The sequence below is a fragment of the Bacillus sp. BACIII genome, from assembly GCF_057836745.1.
Map to the genome: position 1 here is coordinate 1101573 of NZ_CM174437.1, position 18339 is coordinate 1119911.

Consider the following 18339-nt stretch of genomic DNA (forward strand, 5'->3'; position numbering starts at 1 on the left):
CCCCGGCATGATGTTTTTACGGGGACAGCCATCAGCCGGCTAAAACTTACTGGAGGGATATTAATGTCAGAATTTAAGCAACAGGAGTTGTTCTGGAGCAGCATGTTCGATGCGGAAGATCGTCCCAGTGCAATCCCTTCGTTTCAAATGTCGGACTCAACAATAGAGCAAGATGCGCCGAGTGCACCCAACTGTATTCACAGTTCATTGAGCTCAGATGTATCCCTGCGCATCATGAAGATGACGAATAAATCGCCAATGGCCGTTTATATGGTTCTCCTGATCGGAATCGAATGTCTTTTGTACAAATATACGGGGGAAGAGGACGTTATAGTAGGTGTTCCTACCTTTGAAGACGAAGCCGATGAAGACCTTCGTTTAGATCAAGTCATGTTAATCAAACAAAACATAAATGCGGACAGCACATTTAAATCCATATTTAATGAATTCAAGCATACGCTGAACGGAGCCATCTTAAATCAGCACGTTCCTTTCGATAAAATGGCCGGTCCATTAAATCTGAACTACGATTCAAATCATTTGCCAATGATCCATACGATCGTATCACTAGATCAGCTTCACCCCATTCGTTTTATAGAAACGGCTGCTGCTGATACGTTATTTCAGTTTTCCATAGAAAATAATTCGATTCATTTAAAGTTAACTTTTAATGAACAAGCTTATGATCGCCAGTATATGATGCAAGTGATCGAACATGTAAACCGGATTTTTTCGAGCTTGTTATTCCAACCCGACCTTATGATCCGCCAGCTTCATATTTTGTCAGACTCAGAGACAAATAAACTCATCGCCTATAATCAAACGGCTGCCGAGTATCCAAGAGAAAAAACGATTCATCAGTTTTTGGAGGAACAAGCGGAACGTACTCCTGATCAAACAGCTGTTGTATACGAGGATAGCCGGCTGACGTACCGGGAATTGAATGAAAAGGCGAATCAACTCGCTCGGACGCTGCGATCTGAAGGCGTGCAGCCGGATCAGCCTGTTGGGATTATGGCCGAACGCTCCCTGGATATGATTGTAGGGATCTTTGGGATCTTGAAAGCCGGCGGGGCGTATGTACCGATTGACCCGGGCTATCCGGAGGAACGGGTTCGATACATATTGGAGGATTCGGATACGAAGTTGTTACTCGTGCAGAATCATTTGCGAGAGAGAGTACCTTTTACGGGGAAAGTGCTGGATATGAAAGATCCGCAAAACTTTTGTGAAGACGGGTCGAATATAGAGCCTGCTGCTGGTCCGGATCATCTGGCCTATGTTATTTATACATCAGGCTCAACAGGCAAGCCGAAAGGGGTTATGGTTGAGCATCGATCAGTCATCAATCGGCTGGTGTGGATGCAGGAAAAATACCCTCTGGATGAGCGGGATGCGATTATGCAAAAAACTGCGATCACCTTTGATGTATCAGTGTGGGAACTGTTCTGGTGGACGATGTCGGGTTCTAAACTGGTGCTGCTGCCAAGCGGAGGAGAAAAGAATCCCGAACTTATTTTAGATACAATTGCACAAAAAGGTGTCAGCACAATGCATTTTGTACCGGCAATGCTGCATGCCTTCCTGGAATCCATGGATCAGAAGCCAAGCGGGATGTTGAAACAAAAATTAGCGTCATTAAGACATGTGTTTGCAAGCGGCGAAGCTCTGAAGCCTGTACATGTCGCAGGCTTCAAACGCATCATCACCTCGGTGAGCCAGGCTCAAATCATCAACTTGTACGGACCGACTGAGGCAACAATTGATGTATCATACTTTGAATGCCAGGCGGAAGAAACGTATGCGTCGATTCCGATAGGCAAACCGATTTCCAACATTCAATTGTATATATTACACGCCGATTTGGAACATATGCAGCCGACCGGTGTGGCGGGAGAACTGTGCATAGCTGGCGTTGGGCTTGCAAGGGGCTACTTGAATCGTCCCGAACTGACGGCAGAGAAGTTTGTAAACCACCCGTTTGCGGGAGGAGAACGGATATACCGGACGGGAGACTTGGCAAGGTGGCTGCCGGACGGCAATATCGAGTATTTGGGCCGGATTGATCACCAGGTGAAAATCCGCGGTTACCGCATTGAAATCGGCGAAGTTGAGGGCGCTTTTTTTCAGCTGCCGGCGATCAAAGAAGCCATCGTTATCGCCCGGGAAATCGATGGGGAAACATCCTTATGCGCCTATTATACCGCACAACATGCTTTAACTGCAGGCGAGCTCCGTGAAGAGCTGTCCCGGCAGCTTCCATCCTATATGATACCTGCTTATTTCGTTCAGCTGGAAGAGATGCCGCTTACTTTCAACGGTAAAATAGACCGAAAAGCCCTTCCTTCTCCAAGAGAGAATCTTACAGGTATGAACTATGAACCTCCGCGCACAGAACTGGAAAAAATACTGGCCGCGGTATGGGAGTCGGTCTTAGGCTTAGAACGGGTCGGAATCTCAGATCATTTCTTCGAATTGGGGGGCGATTCCATTAAGTCGATTCAAGTGTCCTCAAGATTATACCAAGCCGGATATACGTTTGAAATCAAACACTTGTTTAAATATCCAACGATCTCCGAGCTTGTTCCATACGTAGAGCCGGTCACCCGAATCGCAGAACAAGGAGAAATCAAAGGACGGTCGCTGCTGACACCGATTCAGCATTGGTTTTTTGCCCAGAAATACCCGGAATTACACCATTATAATCAAGCCGTTATGCTTTATTGGAAAGAGGGACTGGATGAATCGAAGCTTCGGGACGTCATGAAGAAGATCACAGAGCATCACGATGCTTTGCGCATGGTCTATGTTCCGGAAGAAGATGGATACGAAGCCCGAAATCGGGGGATCGATGAAGGTGATCTGTTCAGCCTTGAAGTGATCTCATTACGCGAAGAAAAAAATGTGTCCCAGACGATAGAAACCATCTCCAATGAGATTCAGCAATCCATTCATTTAGCTGAAGGACCGCTCATGAAACTGGGATTGTTTCAGTGTCAAGAGGGAGATCATTTGCTGATTGCGGTTCATCATCTGGTCATCGACGGCGTATCGTGGAGGATTTTACTTGAGGATATAGCGGCAGCTTATGAGCAGCTTCAAAACGGCGAAGCGATCCGGCTTCCGAAGAAAACGGACTCTTACCTGTTATGGGCTGAACAGTTGAATCGTTATGCAGAAAGTCAGGAATTCGAAGCGGAAAATCAATACTGGTTCAGGCAGAAACATAATCCGCAGCATACATTGCCAAAGGACAATGAACGGGAGACCGGTCTGGCCAAAGACCGGGAAACGGTCATCGTTCAATGGACCGTTGAGGAAACCGAACGGTTATTAAAAAACGCTCACCGGGCTTATTCGACCGAAATGAACGATTTATTACTGACCGGTCTGGGAATTGCTATTCATCGTTGGACCGGATATGAAGACATTCTCATTCATCTCGAAGGACACGGCAGAGAGTCTGTCATTCCGGAAATCGATATTTCGCGTACGGTGGGATGGTTCACAAGCCTATATCCGGTTTCGCTTCAAATCAAAGCTGATCAGGATATCTCGCAGCGGATTAAAACAGTAAAAGAAAATTTGCGTCAGATCCCCCAAAAAGGAATAGGTTATGGCCTGATCAAATATTTGACCGATCATCCGAAGGCTCATGAATGGATCAGACATCCGGAAATACGTTTCAATTATTTGGGGCAATTTGATCAAGATGTCCGGAACGGCAAGATGGAGGTATCCCCTTACTCAAGCGGGAAAACAGCCAGTGACAATCGCCCCTTGACCTATACACTTGATATCAACGGGATGATTTCAGACGGCCGATTGTCGCTGGCCATCAGCTATTGCGGTAAACAATATCAAAGAGAAACAATGGAAGCCTGTGCCGATCTCTTAAAAAGCAGCCTGCAGCAAGTCATCGCACATTGCGATGCTCAAGATCAAATTCACCTGACGCCAAGCGATATTTCGTTAAAAGGTATAACGATCGGTGAACTGGATCAATTTGTGCAAGAAACGCGGCATCTCGGTAACATTGAAAATATATACCCATTAACCCCGATGCAGAAAGGAATGTTGTTCCACAGCTTGATCGATTCGGCTTCCGAAGCTTACTTTGAACAAGCCGCTTTTGATCTGAAAGGTTTCTTGGATATCGATGCATTCAGGATGAGTTTGGCGCATCTGGCCGAAAAATATGATATTCTTCGGACTCTTTTTTATACAGAATGGAAAGATCAGCCTTTACAGATCGTATTCCGGCAAAAGCCGATTGAAACGGCCGTTGAAGATATTCGCAGCATGAACAGTCATCAACGCAGCGAGTTTATTGCCGATTTTGCAAGAAGAGATAAGGAGCGGGGATTCAATCTCACCCGGGATGCTTTAATGCGCGTATCGATCCTGCGGACAGAGGAAGACCAAGCGCGATTGATATGGAGCTTTCATCATATTTTGATGGATGGCTGGTGTTTGCCTCTTGTTACGAAAGAAGTGTTTGAAACCTATTATGCGATACTCGAGCAAAGGCAGCCGAAGCGGGGAGCCGTCACTCCATACAGCCGATATATCGAATGGCTGGATCAACAAGATCACAACGAGGCATCAGCTTATTGGCGTAATTACTTGGAAGGTTATGAAGGGCAAACTGTTTTGCTACAAGAACAATCTTCCAGCCAGGCGAAAGGATACGAAAAAGGAGAGCTTGCGTTTCGTTTAGGAAAGCGGCTCACAGACGAAATCAAACGGGCCGCAAGCCGCCAGCAAGTCACCGTCAATACATGGATACAAACCGCATGGGGCTTATTGCTGCAAAGATATAACGGGAGTCAGGATGTCGTCTTCGGCACGGTCGTATCCGGCAGGCCGGCAGAAATTCCGGGAATTGAAGCCATGGTCGGTTTATTTATCAATACCATTCCCGTACGTATTCATACGCATCCTGAAATGACAGCTGCACAAGTATTGAAAATGAACCAGGAGCGGGCACTGGCTTCTCAAGCATATGATACATTTCCGTTGTATGACATTCAGGCTCAAACTGAGCAAAAGCAGCAGTTGATCAATCATATTATGGTATTTGAGAATTACCCGGTCGATAAACAAATAGAACATATGAAGCAGGATGATAATGCATTAGACATTCTCGATTTTCATATGGAAGAACATACTCATTATGATTTTACTTTCATCGTGATGCCGGATGGAGAAATTGAAATTCGTTTTGTATACAATCGCGATGTTTACGATCAACCAAGTGTCGAACGGATGCAGATGCATTTCATGCAAATCATGAAGCAAATGGCGGACGATCAGGAAATTCGCGTTCAAGACCTTGATATAGTAACAGCGGATGAGCGATCACTTCTGATAGACAAGTTCAACGATACGGCGGCTGAGTATCCAAGGGATAAGACGATTCATCAATTATTTGAAGAACAAGCGGAGCGGACGCCGGAGCACACGGCGATTGTTTTTGAAGATAAGGAGCTGACGTATCGGCTATTGAATGAACGCGCCAATCAGCTGGCCCGAACCTTGGTTGCCAAAGGACTTCAGGCTGAGGAACTTGTCGGCATTATGGCGGAACGTTCACCGGAGATGGTGATAGGCATCCTCGCTATTTTGAAAGCGGGAGGCGTTTACGTACCGATCGATCCGGATTATCCGAAGGAACGCATCCATTATATGCTGGAGGATTCTAATGTCTCTATCTTATTATTGCAAAATCATCTTCTGAAAGGTACCGATTATCAAAGTCATACTATCTTCCTTGACGATCCTTCATCATACGGCGCCGAAGCATCTAATCTCAATCTGAAAGTGATGCCAAATCAATTAGCCTACGTCATTTATACATCAGGAACAACCGGGAATCCGAAAGGCACGCTCATTGAACATAAAAATGTGGTTCGTCTGTTATTTAATAACAAAAACGTTTTTGATTTCAACGCATCGGACACATGGGCTTTGTTTCATTCCTTCTGCTTTGATTTTTCAGTGTGGGAAATCTACGGAGCGCTGCTGTATGGAGGCAAATTAGTGATTGTTCCGAAACAAATAGCAAAAAACCCGGAAAGGTATTTGCAATTGTTAAAATCGGAAGCTGTGACCATTTTAAATCAAACGCCAAGTTATTTCTATCAACTGATGCAGGAGGAGAGAGCAGATCCCAAGTCCAATTTAAACATCCGAAAAATCATATTTGGCGGAGAGGCGTTAAATCCATCCTTCTTGAAAGACTGGAAGCTTAAATATCCTTTCACGCAACTAATCAATATGTACGGCATCACCGAAACCACCGTTCATGTCACATATAAAGAAATCACGGAACGGGAAATCAACGAGGGCAAAAGCAACATCGGACAACCTATTCCTACTCTGCAAGCGTATATTTTGGACGAATATCAACGCATTCAGGTAATGGGCATACCGGGCGAGCTTTATGTTGCAGGAGAGGGACTGGCCAGAGGATATTTGAACCGCCCGGAATTAACGGCCGAGAAATTTGTTGAACACCCGTTTGCCGCAGGCGAAAAAATGTACAAAACGGGAGATGTCGCCCGATGGCTTCCCGACGGCAATATCGAGTATTTGGGAAGAATTGATCATCAGGTGAAAATCCGGGGCTACCGGATTGAAATTGGCGAAGTCGAAGCGGCTTTATTGCAACTGGAATCTGTCAAAGAAGCGGTCGTCATCGCGATTGAAGAAGAGGGCTCAAAGCAGCTGTGCGCCTACTTGTCCGGAGACGAGCCATTAAATACGGCGGAGCTGAAGCGTCATATGCTGAACAAACTGCCCGCTTATATGATACCGGCTTATTTTGTACAAATAGAGAAGATGCCGATAACCGCTAACGGGAAAATCGATCGAAAAGCTTTGCCGGCTCCTGAGGGAAATAGGCTCACCGGAACCGAATACGAAGCGCCCGGAACGTTAATTGAAAAGCAGCTGGCCGAGATATGGGTGAACATTTTAGCTCACAGTGATCCGGGAATTAAAGATAACTTTTTTGACGTTGGCGGCCATTCGCTCAAAGTGTTGCAAGTGATTCATCAAATCAACGACCGTATGGGAATAAAAATGCATTATCAAGCCGTCTACGATTTTCCTACCATCGAAACAATGGCACGCGCCATTCAAGCGGCAGTTTTCGAGTCCAAGACGGATAACGTATTCGTCAAGATGAATCAGAACGGTTCAACCCCTGTGTTCTGTTTCCCGCCTTTAATCGGGTACGGGCTGGTCTATAATGAAATGGCGAAAAGACTTGACGGCCGCTGCACCGTCTATGCCGCTGATTTCTTAGAAGAGACGTCTTACGAGAAAGAGATCGTTGACCGGTATGCAGAAAGCATGATAGACATTCAGGAACAAGGGCCTTTTGTTTTACTTGGTTACTCCTCGGGGTCGAATTTGGCTTTTGAGGTTGCCAAAGCCTTAGAGAAGCGCGGGCGCATCGTATCGGACATTATGATGCTTGATTCAAAAAGAGCCGTTTCGGTGAATGATTTTTCGGAAGAGGAAACCGAAGAGATCATTCATCGGAATCTGGATATCATTCCGGATTATTATAGAGAATTATTAACCATTCCTTCCATTAAGGATAAAATCAGAAGCTTCCTTACGTATCACAATAAACTGATCAATTCCGGCGCGGTGAACGCCAACATACATCATTTGTTGTGTGGCGAGTTGACCGATAGAGGATGGACGCAATCAACCGCACAGCATTACCTTGAGTACAAATTAAAAGGAGACCATGTGACGATCTTTGACCCTCACAATATTGAAGAAAATACAGATACAATTCGATCTATTATCAAAAGGATTGAAGAACGGCATCATCACGGACTTGTTCTTGAAGAACAACTGTCAATGGGATCGTTTGCTGGCGACACGAAGTTTGACAACATGTAAATGATCCAGGGCAAAATGCCGCTGACTGCAATCGGCGGCATTTTTCATAAAAGAGGGTCAGATATTTGCAACGTTTTCACTCTAAAAAAATCATTCATTTTACGCATTCTTCATGACCTGTTGTTATCATATTTTTTAAAAGCCTAATATGCGGAAACAGGAGGGTGTTAAGCTGATGAAAAAGTGCAGCGTATGTTTATTGATTCTTGCTTTATTATTGAGTTGTTTACCTGGGGAATATGCGAATGCTGTAAGCACTCCAATTGCAAAACATGCAGGGAATTCAAATCCGCTTATAGACCATCATCTGGGCGCAGATCCGTTTGCACTGACTTATAACGGAAGAGTCTACATCTATATGTCAAGTGATGATTATGAATATAACAGCAACGGAACGATTAAGGATAATTCATTTGCCAATTTGAATAGAGTATTCGTCATATCTTCAGCGGATATGGTGAACTGGACAGACCACGGAGCCATTCCGGTAGCAGGTGCCTATGGCGCTAATGGCGGCCGGGGAATCGCAAAGTGGGCAGGTGCGTCCTGGGCTCCGTCAGCCGCCGTTAAAAAGATAAATGGCAAGGACAAATTCTTCCTTTATTTCGCAAACAGCGGGGGAGGTATCGGGGTTCTCACCGCAGACAGCCCGACCGGTCCGTGGACAGATCCGATCGGAAAACCGCTGGTGACGCCAAGTACACCAGGAATGTCCGGCGTTGTATGGCTTTTTGATCCGGCAGTATTCGTAGATGACGACGGTACCGGTTACCTGTATGCCGGCGGAGGCATCCCTGGAGGTTCAAATCCGACGCAGGAGCAATGGGCAAACCCTAAAACAGCAAGAGTCATGAAATTAGGGCCTGATATGACCAGTGTTGTGGGAAGTGCATCTACGATCGATGCGCCTTTCATGTTTGAAGATTCGGGAATGCACAAATATAACGGGACATATTACTATTCCTATTGCATCAATTTCAGCGGCGCGCACCCGGCCGATAAACCCCCAGGTGAGATCGGCTACATGACCAGCTCAAGTCCCATGGGTCCCTTTACATATAGAGGGCACTTCCTGAAAAATCCGGGTGCATTTTTCGGAGGCGGCGGAAACAACCATCATGCCGTTTTCAATTTTAAAAACGAGTGGTACACGGTGTATCATACTCAAACTGTCAGCTCCGCTCTGTTTGGGGCCGGCAAAGGATACCGTTCTCCCCATATTAATAAGCTTGTGCATAATCCAGACGGATCGATTCAAGAGGTGGCGGCAAATTATACAGGCGTAAAACAGCTTTCTAACTTGAATCCATACAACCGGGTAGAAGCTGAAACGTTTGCCTGGAATGGACGGATTTTGACCGAGAATTCCTCTGCACCCGGCGGGCCGTTCAATAATCAACATGTCACAAACATTCATAACGGAGACTGGATTGCTGTAGGAAATGCAGACTTCGGGTCAGGCGGTGCCAGAACGTTTAAAGCAAATGTAGCATCCGCTCTTGGCGGGAAAATAGAAGTGCGTCTCGATAGTCCAACCGGTAAGCTTGCGGGAACACTGAATGTCCCTTCCACAGGCGGAACACAAAATTGGAGAGAAATAGAAACTGCGGTAAGCGGCGCAGCAGGTGTGCACAACGTATTCTTTGTATTTACCGGAACAGGTTCAGGAAACTTGTTTAATTTTGATTATTGGCAATTTACGCAAAGATAACATCAGTTTTGTGATATAAAAGCAGGACAGAACACATTTTTCTAATACGGTAAAAGACAGATAAAGGAGAGGAAAAAATGATGTCGAGCGTAAAAAAAACAATTTGTCTATTATTAGTATGTTTCACTACGCTGTCAGTAATGTTAATGGGCCCAGGCGCTGCTGAGGTGTTGGCGGCAAATGATGTAACAGTTAACATTTCCGCAGAAAGACAAGTGATTCGCGGTTTTGGAGGGATGAACCACCCGGCTTGGGTTGGAGATTTAACAGCTGCTCAAAGAGAAACTGCTTTTGGCAATGGACAGAACCAGTTAGGCTTTTCGATCTTAAGAATTCATGTAGATGAAAATAGAAATAACTGGTACAAAGAAGTAGAGACTGCAAAGAGTGCGATCAAACATGGAGCAATCGTTTTCGCTTCCCCTTGGAATCCGCCAAACGATATGGTCGAGACTTTCAATCATAATGGTGACACATCAGCTAAGCGGCTGAGATACGATAAGTATGCCGCATACGCGCAGCATCTTAACGATTTCGTTACCTTCATGAAGAGTAATGGTGTGAATCTGTATGCGATTTCCATCCAAAACGAGCCTGATTACGCTCACGAGTGGACGTGGTGGACGCCGCAAGAAATACTTCGCTTTATGAGAGAAAACGCCGGCTCGATCAATGCCCGCGTCGTTGCGCCTGAATCATTTCAATACTTAAAGAATTTGTCGGACCCGATCTTGAACGATCCTCAGGCTCTTGCCAATATGGATATTCTCGGAACCCACCTGTACGGGACTCAGGTCAGTCAATTCCCTTATCCTCTTTTTAAACAAAAAGGAGCGGGGAAAGACCTTTGGATGACGGAAGTATACTATCCGAACAGTGATAACAACTCGGCGGATCGATGGCCCGAGGCCTTGGATGTTTCGCAACATATTCACAGTTCGATGGTAGAAGGGGATTTTCAAGCTTATGTTTGGTGGTACATCCGAAGATCATATGGTCCTATGAAAGAAGATGGCACGATCAGCAAACGAGGCTACAATATGGCTCATTTCTCAAAGTTTGTGCGCCCTGGATATGTAAGGATTGATGCAACGAAAAACCCTAATCCGAATGTTTACGTGTCAGCCTATAAAGGTGACAACAAAGTCGTGATTGTCGCCATTAACAAAACCAATACAGGGGTCAACCAAAACTTTGTGTTGCAGAACGGATCTGCTTCTGGGGTGTCCAGATGGATCACGAGCAGCAGCAGCAATCTTCAGCCTGGAACGGATCTCAAAGTAACGGACAATCACTTTTGGGCTCATCTGCCGGCTCAAAGCGTGACAACATTTGTTGTTAAGCGTTAAAAGCATCTGATAGACCATAGCAATAAGCCAATTTTCTGACTCCAAAAAGAAAATTGGCTTATTTTCTGTGGAGAGAGGGAGAAATGTTGATTTTTTTACTATTCACGAAAATCATAAGATTCAATGCCATATTGAGACTCATCACATTTAGCGTATCTACGTTGGAAATAAATTTAATTTTTCGATTCGATTGAAAAATGACGTGTAAAGTCCCGATTCCGTCCAGTTTTCTTTGTTCTATATATGTCAGGTGTATCTTATTCAATAGGGATAGAGCAAATTGACAGGCTTTTAAACCTCCCAAAAACAAGAAATTAGGTTGATAGACAATCATGAGAAAGATTTTTACAATGAGTTCGTGCTCATAAGAAGTGAGAGCCAAAATGATGTGAAGGAGGAAAAGATCAGATATGAAACGGTCAATCTCTATTTTTATTTCGTGTTTATTGATTGCGGTATTGACAATGAGCGGCATGCTGGCTTCGCCGGCATCTGCAGCAGGGACAAAAACGCCAGCAGCCAAGAATGGTCAGCTTAGCATAAAAGGGACACAGCTCGTAAACCGAGACGGCAAAGCGGTACAGCTGAAAGGGATCAGTTCACACGGATTGCAATGGTATGGCGATTTCGTCAATAAAGACAGCTTAAAATGGCTGAGAGACGATTGGGGCATCACCGTTTTCCGCGCGGCGATGTATACGGCAGATGGCGGTTATATTGACAACCCGTCTGTGAAAAATAAAGTGAAAGAAGCGGTTGAAGCGGCAAAAGAGCTTGGGATATATGTCATCATTGACTGGCATATCTTAAATGACGGCAATCCAAACCAAAATAAAGAGAAGGCGAAAGAATTTTTCAAGGAAATGTCAAGTCTTTACGGAAACACGCCAAACGTCATTTATGAAATTGCAAATGAACCAAACGGCGATGTGAACTGGAAGCGGGATATTAAACCGTATGCGGAAGAAGTGATTTCCGTTATCCGCAAAAATGACCCAGACAATCCCATCATTGTAGGTACCGGTACATGGAGCCAGGATGTGAATGATGCAGCCGATGATCAGCTAAAAGATGCAAACGTCATGTACGCGCTTCATTTTTATGCCGGCACACACGGCCAATCTTTACGGGATAAAGCAAACTATGCACTCAGTAAAGGAGCGCCTATTTTCGTGACGGAATGGGGAACAAGCGACGCGTCTGGAAATGGCGGTGTATTCCTTGACCAGTCGCGGGAATGGCTGAATTATCTCGACAGCAAGAACATCAGCTGGGTGAACTGGAATCTTTCTGATAAGCAGGAATCATCCTCAGCGTTAAAGCCGGGAGCATCTAAAACAGGCGGCTGGCCGCTTGCAGATTTAACTCCTTCAGGAACATTCGTAAGAGAAAACATTCGCGGCAACAAAGATTCAACGAAAGAACGCCCTGAAACGCCGGCACAAGATAACCCCGCACAGGAAAACGGCATTTCTGTACAATACAAAGCAGGGGATGGGGGTGTGAACAGCAACCAAATCCGCCCGCAGCTTCACATAAAAAATAACGGCAATACCAAGGTTGATTTAAAAGATGTCACTGCCCGTTACTGGTATAACGCGAAAAACAAAGGCCAAAACTTTGACTGTGACTACGCGCAGATTGGATGCGGCAATCTGACCCACAAGTTTGTGACGCTGCATAAACCTAAGCAAGGTGCAGATACCTATCTGGAACTGGGGTTTAAAAAAGGAACGCTGTCACCGGGAGCAAGCACAGGGAATATTCAGCTTCGTCTTCACAACGATGACTGGAGCAATTATGCACAAAGCGGCGATTATTCCTTTTTCCAATCAAATACGTTTAAAACAACGAAAAAAATCACATTATATCATCAAGGAAAACTGATTTGGGGAACAGAACCCAATTAGTTAGCTTTAGGCGGACATCAGCAACACGATGTCCGCTTTTATGATCTTAAAAACAGCAATACAAAGAAGTTTACGTGGCGGATGAAACTCTGAAACAGTCTATAGGCCTGTACAAATGCACATATGGAGATATGACGAAAAAGGTCGTTGCGGCTGAATTGAAAAGCCCTTGTACATGTATAAGGCCCGTGTGTAACGACACAATTATATGTTCTGAAAATCCTTATTTTATAGGGATTTTTTTATTGTTGGATATACAATTTTCCCTTACTGGCTTATTTGGCAACGTTAATGGCATTGTGACCGAACCGCCGAATGATTTGGAAATCAAACTCACTGAAACAGTTTGCATATATCTGCATGTGTGCCGAAATGAGGGCTGATGGATATCTCCGGCCTGATATTGACGCCTAGGCTATACCATAAGATTAGCAAGTACTTTGCTGACTTTATGTATCATGGGCTGCTTGAATATCATAAATATTCTGAATTTTTAGCAATCTCAAGAAAGCAAAGGAGTAGATATGACTCACTGAACATAGGATGTAGTATTCAAAGTATGTATTTCACATTCGCCACTTTTATTCATTAAGGGGGAACAAGAGAATGAAAACTTATGACACATTTCCAAAACCAATTGGCGGCTATACGGTCGGCCGAACCCAGATGGATTTTGAGTACACGGCATCAGATCACTCAAAAAGAGAACTGACGGCGTTTGTGTACTATCCGTCCGACAGCAGCGAAGGGAAGACTACATCAACGTACATGTTTCCTGAAGTCTGCGAAATGCTTGATGAGCAGCCACTTCTCACTGCGTTGAAGGATGCTTACTCTATAGATATCAAGACCCAATGTTATGACGATCTTGCTCTCTCCGGGAAAGAAAAGCGTTATCCGGTGTTATTCTATGTTTGCGGCGGAGGCGGTTCTCCGGAATGGGGCACAGTGATCTGTACAGACTTGGCCAGCATGGGATATGTGGCGGTAAGCATCGGCCATCAGAATAGCACAATGTATAAGCGTAAAGATGGGTGCCTGTTTAATGTATCAAAGGATTTTTCGGATGTCATTTTGGCGTTTTCTGAAGATCCGGAAATGCTGGCGTTGGCTGGTAAGATGGAGATGCGGCCAGACGATGAAACAGCCATTGAAATGTGCCATAACGTGCTTTCACTGCCGATACTTGACAAGTTAACAGTGTATAGTGAATTACAGGCGGAAGATGTAAGGTATGCAGCCGATTATCTTTACAAACTGGACTCTGGAGAGCTGAATTCCATCTTTAAGGACAGATTGCTGCTTGACATCGGCATGGGCATAGTCGGACATTCTTACGGAGGGCCTGCGACGGCGATTGTTTGCCGGGACGACGACCGGTTCACCTGCGGGATTGGTCTGGATAGCGGTGCGTTCGGCCTTCTCGACAGCGACCTTAAAAAACCCTTTTTGCTGCTGTTTTGTGAACCGAACTATAACATGAATGCGATAATTGGCGCTAACAATAGCATGGAAACCTATTATTTCTCAGTTGACCGTGCTGCGCATTTAGATTACTGCGACATCGTGTTTACCAGTGTGAATGCGGAACTCAGAGGCGAACGGGATGCTAAGGACGTAGAGGTTTTTTAATAGTACACTGCAAAAAGGGAGTGCTGTTAGAATGGATCGATTATATTCTCTTCATAATTTCTAGTTTACATAATATATATTCTAGGAAGTTAAATAAGGAAATGAATTATCTATCTCGTAAACTAAGTATACTTTAGTCAATGAGACGGAAAAGAAATGTATAGCAAAATAACCGCATATTCCGTTTGCGCTTATTATTATTCATCTGTCACGCACAAATTTAATTCCGGTTGATACAGCTGAATCAAACCTAACACTGCAAACGTCGCAAAAGCAATTTTTATAATGACAAAACCAAACCTTAACAAAAGATTTGCTGTTTTTCTTCATTTTATTTATTCAATGAACATACAAATGAAAAATTCATGTCTGATAATACTTTTCTTGCTCATTTCCGAAGATTTTTTGCACCGGCTCCCCACATAGTGAAAGTATAACAGTTGTCAGCCTGAGCGCTGTTGCGAAATATAATCCGGCTCTGAGCCCCAGCTCCAAATATATTGAACCCCAAAATGTTGAGTAGAACACAATTACGACAGCGCTTCCATTTCATAATTTCAGGATGTTTCTATATTTACATGATAAATAAGCCGTCTTGAACAGACGGCTTTACAGTTTGTTATTCGCTTTGCTTACCTGCGGAAGTGTGAGTGATCCGATACTGCACAGTTAAAAACTTCAGGCCGAACAGCCACATATGATGAATGGCCTTCAAGCTTGTTTCGCTCTGGGCCGCAATAAGAAATGTCTCTGCCAGAGGAAGATGGCATGCCCCCCATTTCGTCTGCAGATAAATCCCTTCATCACCCGCTCCGCTTTTTCGGCGTCTGCTCGTCAAAACAAGATTCTGCTTATGTGTATAAGGTTTTAAAATGCCCGTCATTTGGCCATACGGCAGCGGGAGAGAAATATTCATGTATCCCTCCCCTTTTGACCTGTACGCTGAATACAGCGCAGTAAAAACGGTTTCCTGCTTGTCATTTGTTCTGATCCACGCCCGGACATTTTTTCTGCCGTCTCTGTCAGAATCGACTCCTTTCATACTAGAGTGCATGGTATACCAATCCGGATTCATTGACAGGTGGATCTGCCCCGCTCTTCTGCTGAACGGCTCGTACATGCGCGCGAACGGACGAAACCATCCGCTCCACGTCACTTTTGCCTTGATGTCATAATCGATTGTCTCTTCATAAAAGGAAATAACAGCCGGAGCCAGTTTTTCAGTTGAAAAGTCTTCAGAATGCAGTTCTCTCATCTGATCCTGAAGGCCGGTATAATGGATTTCATTTGCTGCATGAATGTCAGTCAAAAAATCTTTGCCTATCGTTCCCTTCCCGTAAATTCGGCTGAACGTTCTTTCACTGTTCTCATCGAACGGTCTCGGATTTTCCAACCTCCACCCCGCCAAAGCCGGCAGAATAACACCGAATGCATTGACTGCTCCGTGAATCCAAATCATCTGACTGATCGTGAGCGTTGCCTCCCCGCGGTAGACACCGAACGAATATATTAAAGAAAAAGCAATTGTAATCATTAACACAGCCGAAGAACTCCTGATCAAGAACCTGCCTGTTTTCACAGCAAACGGCGCCTTAAAGATGAGATACGCATTAACATACAGACCCGTCAGATACAGAGCGACAGCAATCACATCAAGTGTCTTTGAAAATGTAATCCCCAGGGCGATAAGGATCGGCGAAATCAGGAGGATGACCGTGCTCAGCCTGTAAAGAACGCGGTTCTCCCGCAGGATTCTGCCGAGCAATCCGTTAAAGATCGGAATGAGAAAAGCCGAATAGTGAAAGTGCACCGCCGTCATCAGCACGATAAGCGGACCGAAATCCATGATAGGAATCTTAAGGATATATGCAAAAAACCAAAATCCGCCGCCGGCCAAATAAATGAAACCCATCATAACAGACATCTCTTCCGTTCTGTGGATATTTGTTTTCATCAGCCGCCATACAGCATACAGTGCAAGTCCAAGCGTATAAATGAGCCAGACAAAGGCAAAAAAGCTGAAGTCTGTAATCAGCGCAAGCACTGCACATAAAGCGGCAATGGGATAACACCGTAATAGCACATTCTCTAAGGTCTTTGACGGCCGAAACGCAAAGCGGAATACAGCAGGAACGAAAAATAGTACGGATAATAAAACAAACGTCTCAGCAGCTGATATATGCGGTGCTTCAGCCGCCGCAAAACCCAAAAAGCAAAATGCGCCTACCATGAGATGACGCTTCAGCATGTTTCTCCCTCTGTTTCCCGGAAAGTCCCCCGGTAAGAGAAAATTGTGCCGAGTATCCTGTTTTTCACATGAACCTTTATGCTGAAGCAATTCATTTCCTCATCATAAGCCTCATAAACGGTTGAACTGCCGCACAGCCAAGCCGGAAGCGGGATTTTCTTTCCGCCTATCAGGAGCCACTGCTTTCCGGATGTAATAACAAGCCCTCCGTCTGAAGACGCTTCTAAATGCAGTTCAGACAGCAGGATGTGAGGTTTGCCGAAGTAATCAAGAATTCTGTTTTCCCGCTCATCATATTCCATGACCGCATCAAAAAAACGTGTTTTGCCTTTAAAGAAAAAGGTGCGGTTCCACTCCACACCATTTTGCCTGTTTTTGTTCTCAATGGTAAAAGGGATATCTGTTCCCCTCTCTGAGAAAAAACATCTGAAAAAAACGCCTGTCTTTAAAAGCATTCTGACAAACAACGAGCCTCCCTTAATTTCTGACATAACCCCTTCTCCGCAAAACGTGCGTAATCCGGCAAGCTCGTACCGTTTCTGCAGCATCGGATGCAGGAATTGATAATGAATAATCGCTTTTTCATACATTGAATCCGTCATTTCACTTCTCTCTCTTTCGTTTTGTATGCGCGGCGCTCGGCAGCAGGAATGTAAGAATCATACCCGCTACCGTAAGTAATCCTAATGGAATGGCGAATCCGCCGCCGGAATACAGCATTGCCGTTATACAAAAGAAGGCTGACTGTCCGGCGTGGATCAGCCGCTTTCTCCGCATAGGCAGCAGCCATAATATCCCTAATCCTGTCTTCAGCGCTCCCTTCACGATCTCTGCATCGGCACAGCTATCATGAAAGCCTTGAAAAAACCAATACAAACTGAATACGAGACACATCAGGACATAGACAAACCCGAAACGGACGGATATCTTCGGATGTCGGTTTTGTTCTATCCAAAGCCGCAACGCATCAAAGCTCCATGCGGTAGCCCAGCCGAGCAGCGGACGAAATAAAAACCGGTCTATCCATCTTCCCGGCAGACCCCAGGCCGTTTCATATTGATATTGAGTCAAAAATGTGATGTCCCCGTTATCCCGCTCTATATACCTCCAGTAGCCCCGGCCGTCTTTTATCAGAGACAGCGGATGATCAGATGCAAAAGCAAGCGCCGACACCCTTTCTGACGATTGAGGCCTTATGTCACCCATTGATTCACCCGTGCCGGACACCTTCAGCCCAAAACCGATTCGCGTTTCATATAGGAATCTCTGCGGTTCATCCGGTAACTTATGAAGATATGTAATGTGAGAAAAGCGCAGGTCCCATTCCTTATGAAGAACCGGGTTTTGCGTATATTCCCAAAGCGTTTCTATATCAGACGCCATATTGATTTCGACATATATCGGCTTCTGTTTCATGCTCCCTCCTATCCCCTTCTTTTGTAAACAATTCCTATATTATCATAGGGATGTAAGAAATTCCGCAATAAGATTTCAGGAATATGAAGCCGGTTTTTGACATAAAAAAACCCTTCACATTAAACGTGAAGGGTTTCGTAAATGATATGC

General features: G+C 44.8%; 7 protein-coding genes and 1 pseudogene. 5 read left to right on the forward strand and 3 right to left on the reverse strand.

Features of this window, described 5'->3' with window-relative positions; translation table 11 throughout:
- The first annotated feature begins 63 nt into the window (after positions 1-63).
- From bamC to ACXN9U_RS05470, 5 genes and pseudogenes are all read left to right on the forward strand, one after another.
- On the forward strand, positions 64-7923 hold the full coding sequence (gene bamC, locus ACXN9U_RS05450) for a bacillomycin D non-ribosomal peptide synthetase BamC (RefSeq protein WP_489202279.1): 7860 nt from the start codon (positions 64-66) through the stop codon (positions 7921-7923).
- Between the two features lie 172 nt (positions 7924-8095).
- Positions 8096-9634: a glycoside hydrolase family 43 protein gene (locus ACXN9U_RS05455; RefSeq protein WP_060965036.1), complete on the forward strand. Its 1539-nt coding sequence runs from the start codon at positions 8096-8098 to the stop codon at positions 9632-9634.
- Positions 9635-9711: 77 nt separating this feature from the next.
- Positions 9712-10983, forward strand: coding sequence for a glucuronoarabinoxylan endo-1,4-beta-xylanase XynC (gene xynC, locus ACXN9U_RS05460; RefSeq protein ID WP_060962668.1), 1272 nt, complete (start codon positions 9712-9714; stop codon positions 10981-10983).
- Between the two features lie 410 nt (positions 10984-11393).
- A complete protein-coding gene (locus ACXN9U_RS05465; protein ID WP_060962670.1) occupies positions 11394-12893 on the forward strand; it encodes a cellulase family glycosylhydrolase in 1500 nt (499 codons plus the stop codon).
- 606 nt (positions 12894-13499) lie between these two features.
- Positions 13500-14513, forward strand: a pseudogene (locus ACXN9U_RS05470) (alpha/beta hydrolase); the annotation flags it as partial.
- Between the two features lie 631 nt (positions 14514-15144).
- Here ACXN9U_RS05470 and ACXN9U_RS05475 read toward each other — a convergent pair.
- Genes ACXN9U_RS05475 through ACXN9U_RS05485 form a run of 3 tightly spaced genes read right to left on the reverse strand, consistent with a single transcriptional unit; the run spans position 15145 to position 18189 of the window.
- On the reverse strand, positions 15145-16773 hold the full coding sequence (locus tag ACXN9U_RS05475; protein WP_489202280.1) for a YndJ family protein: 1629 nt from the start codon (positions 16771-16773) through the stop codon (positions 15145-15147).
- Positions 16767-17375, reverse strand: coding sequence for a DUF4166 domain-containing protein (locus ACXN9U_RS05480; RefSeq protein ID WP_489202281.1), 609 nt, complete (start codon positions 17373-17375; stop codon positions 16767-16769). The genes ACXN9U_RS05475 and ACXN9U_RS05480 overlap by 7 nt, the downstream gene beginning before the upstream one ends.
- Position 17376: 1 nt before the next feature.
- Positions 17377-18189, reverse strand: coding sequence for a hypothetical protein (locus ACXN9U_RS05485; protein ID WP_489202282.1), 813 nt, complete (start codon positions 18187-18189; stop codon positions 17377-17379).
- Positions 18190-18339 lie beyond the last annotated feature (150 nt).

Coding starts and splice junctions, on each gene's coding strand:
- xynC (WP_060962668.1), top strand. CDS start 9,712: ATGATGTCGAGCGTAAAAAAAACAATTTGTCTATTATTAGTATGTTTC.
- ACXN9U_RS05465 (WP_060962670.1), top strand. CDS start 11,394: ATGAAACGGTCAATCTCTATTTTTATTTCGTGTTTATTGATTGCGGTA.
- ACXN9U_RS05475 (WP_489202280.1), bottom strand. CDS start 16,773: ATGCTGAAGCGTCATCTCATGGTAGGCGCATTTTGCTTTTTGGGTTTT.
- ACXN9U_RS05480 (WP_489202281.1), bottom strand. CDS start 17,375: ATGACGGATTCAATGTATGAAAAAGCGATTATTCATTATCAATTCCTG.
- ACXN9U_RS05485 (WP_489202282.1), bottom strand. CDS start 18,189: ATGAAACAGAAGCCGATATATGTCGAAATCAATATGGCGTCTGATATA.
- bamC (WP_489202279.1), top strand. CDS start 64: ATGTCAGAATTTAAGCAACAGGAGTTGTTCTGGAGCAGCATGTTCGAT.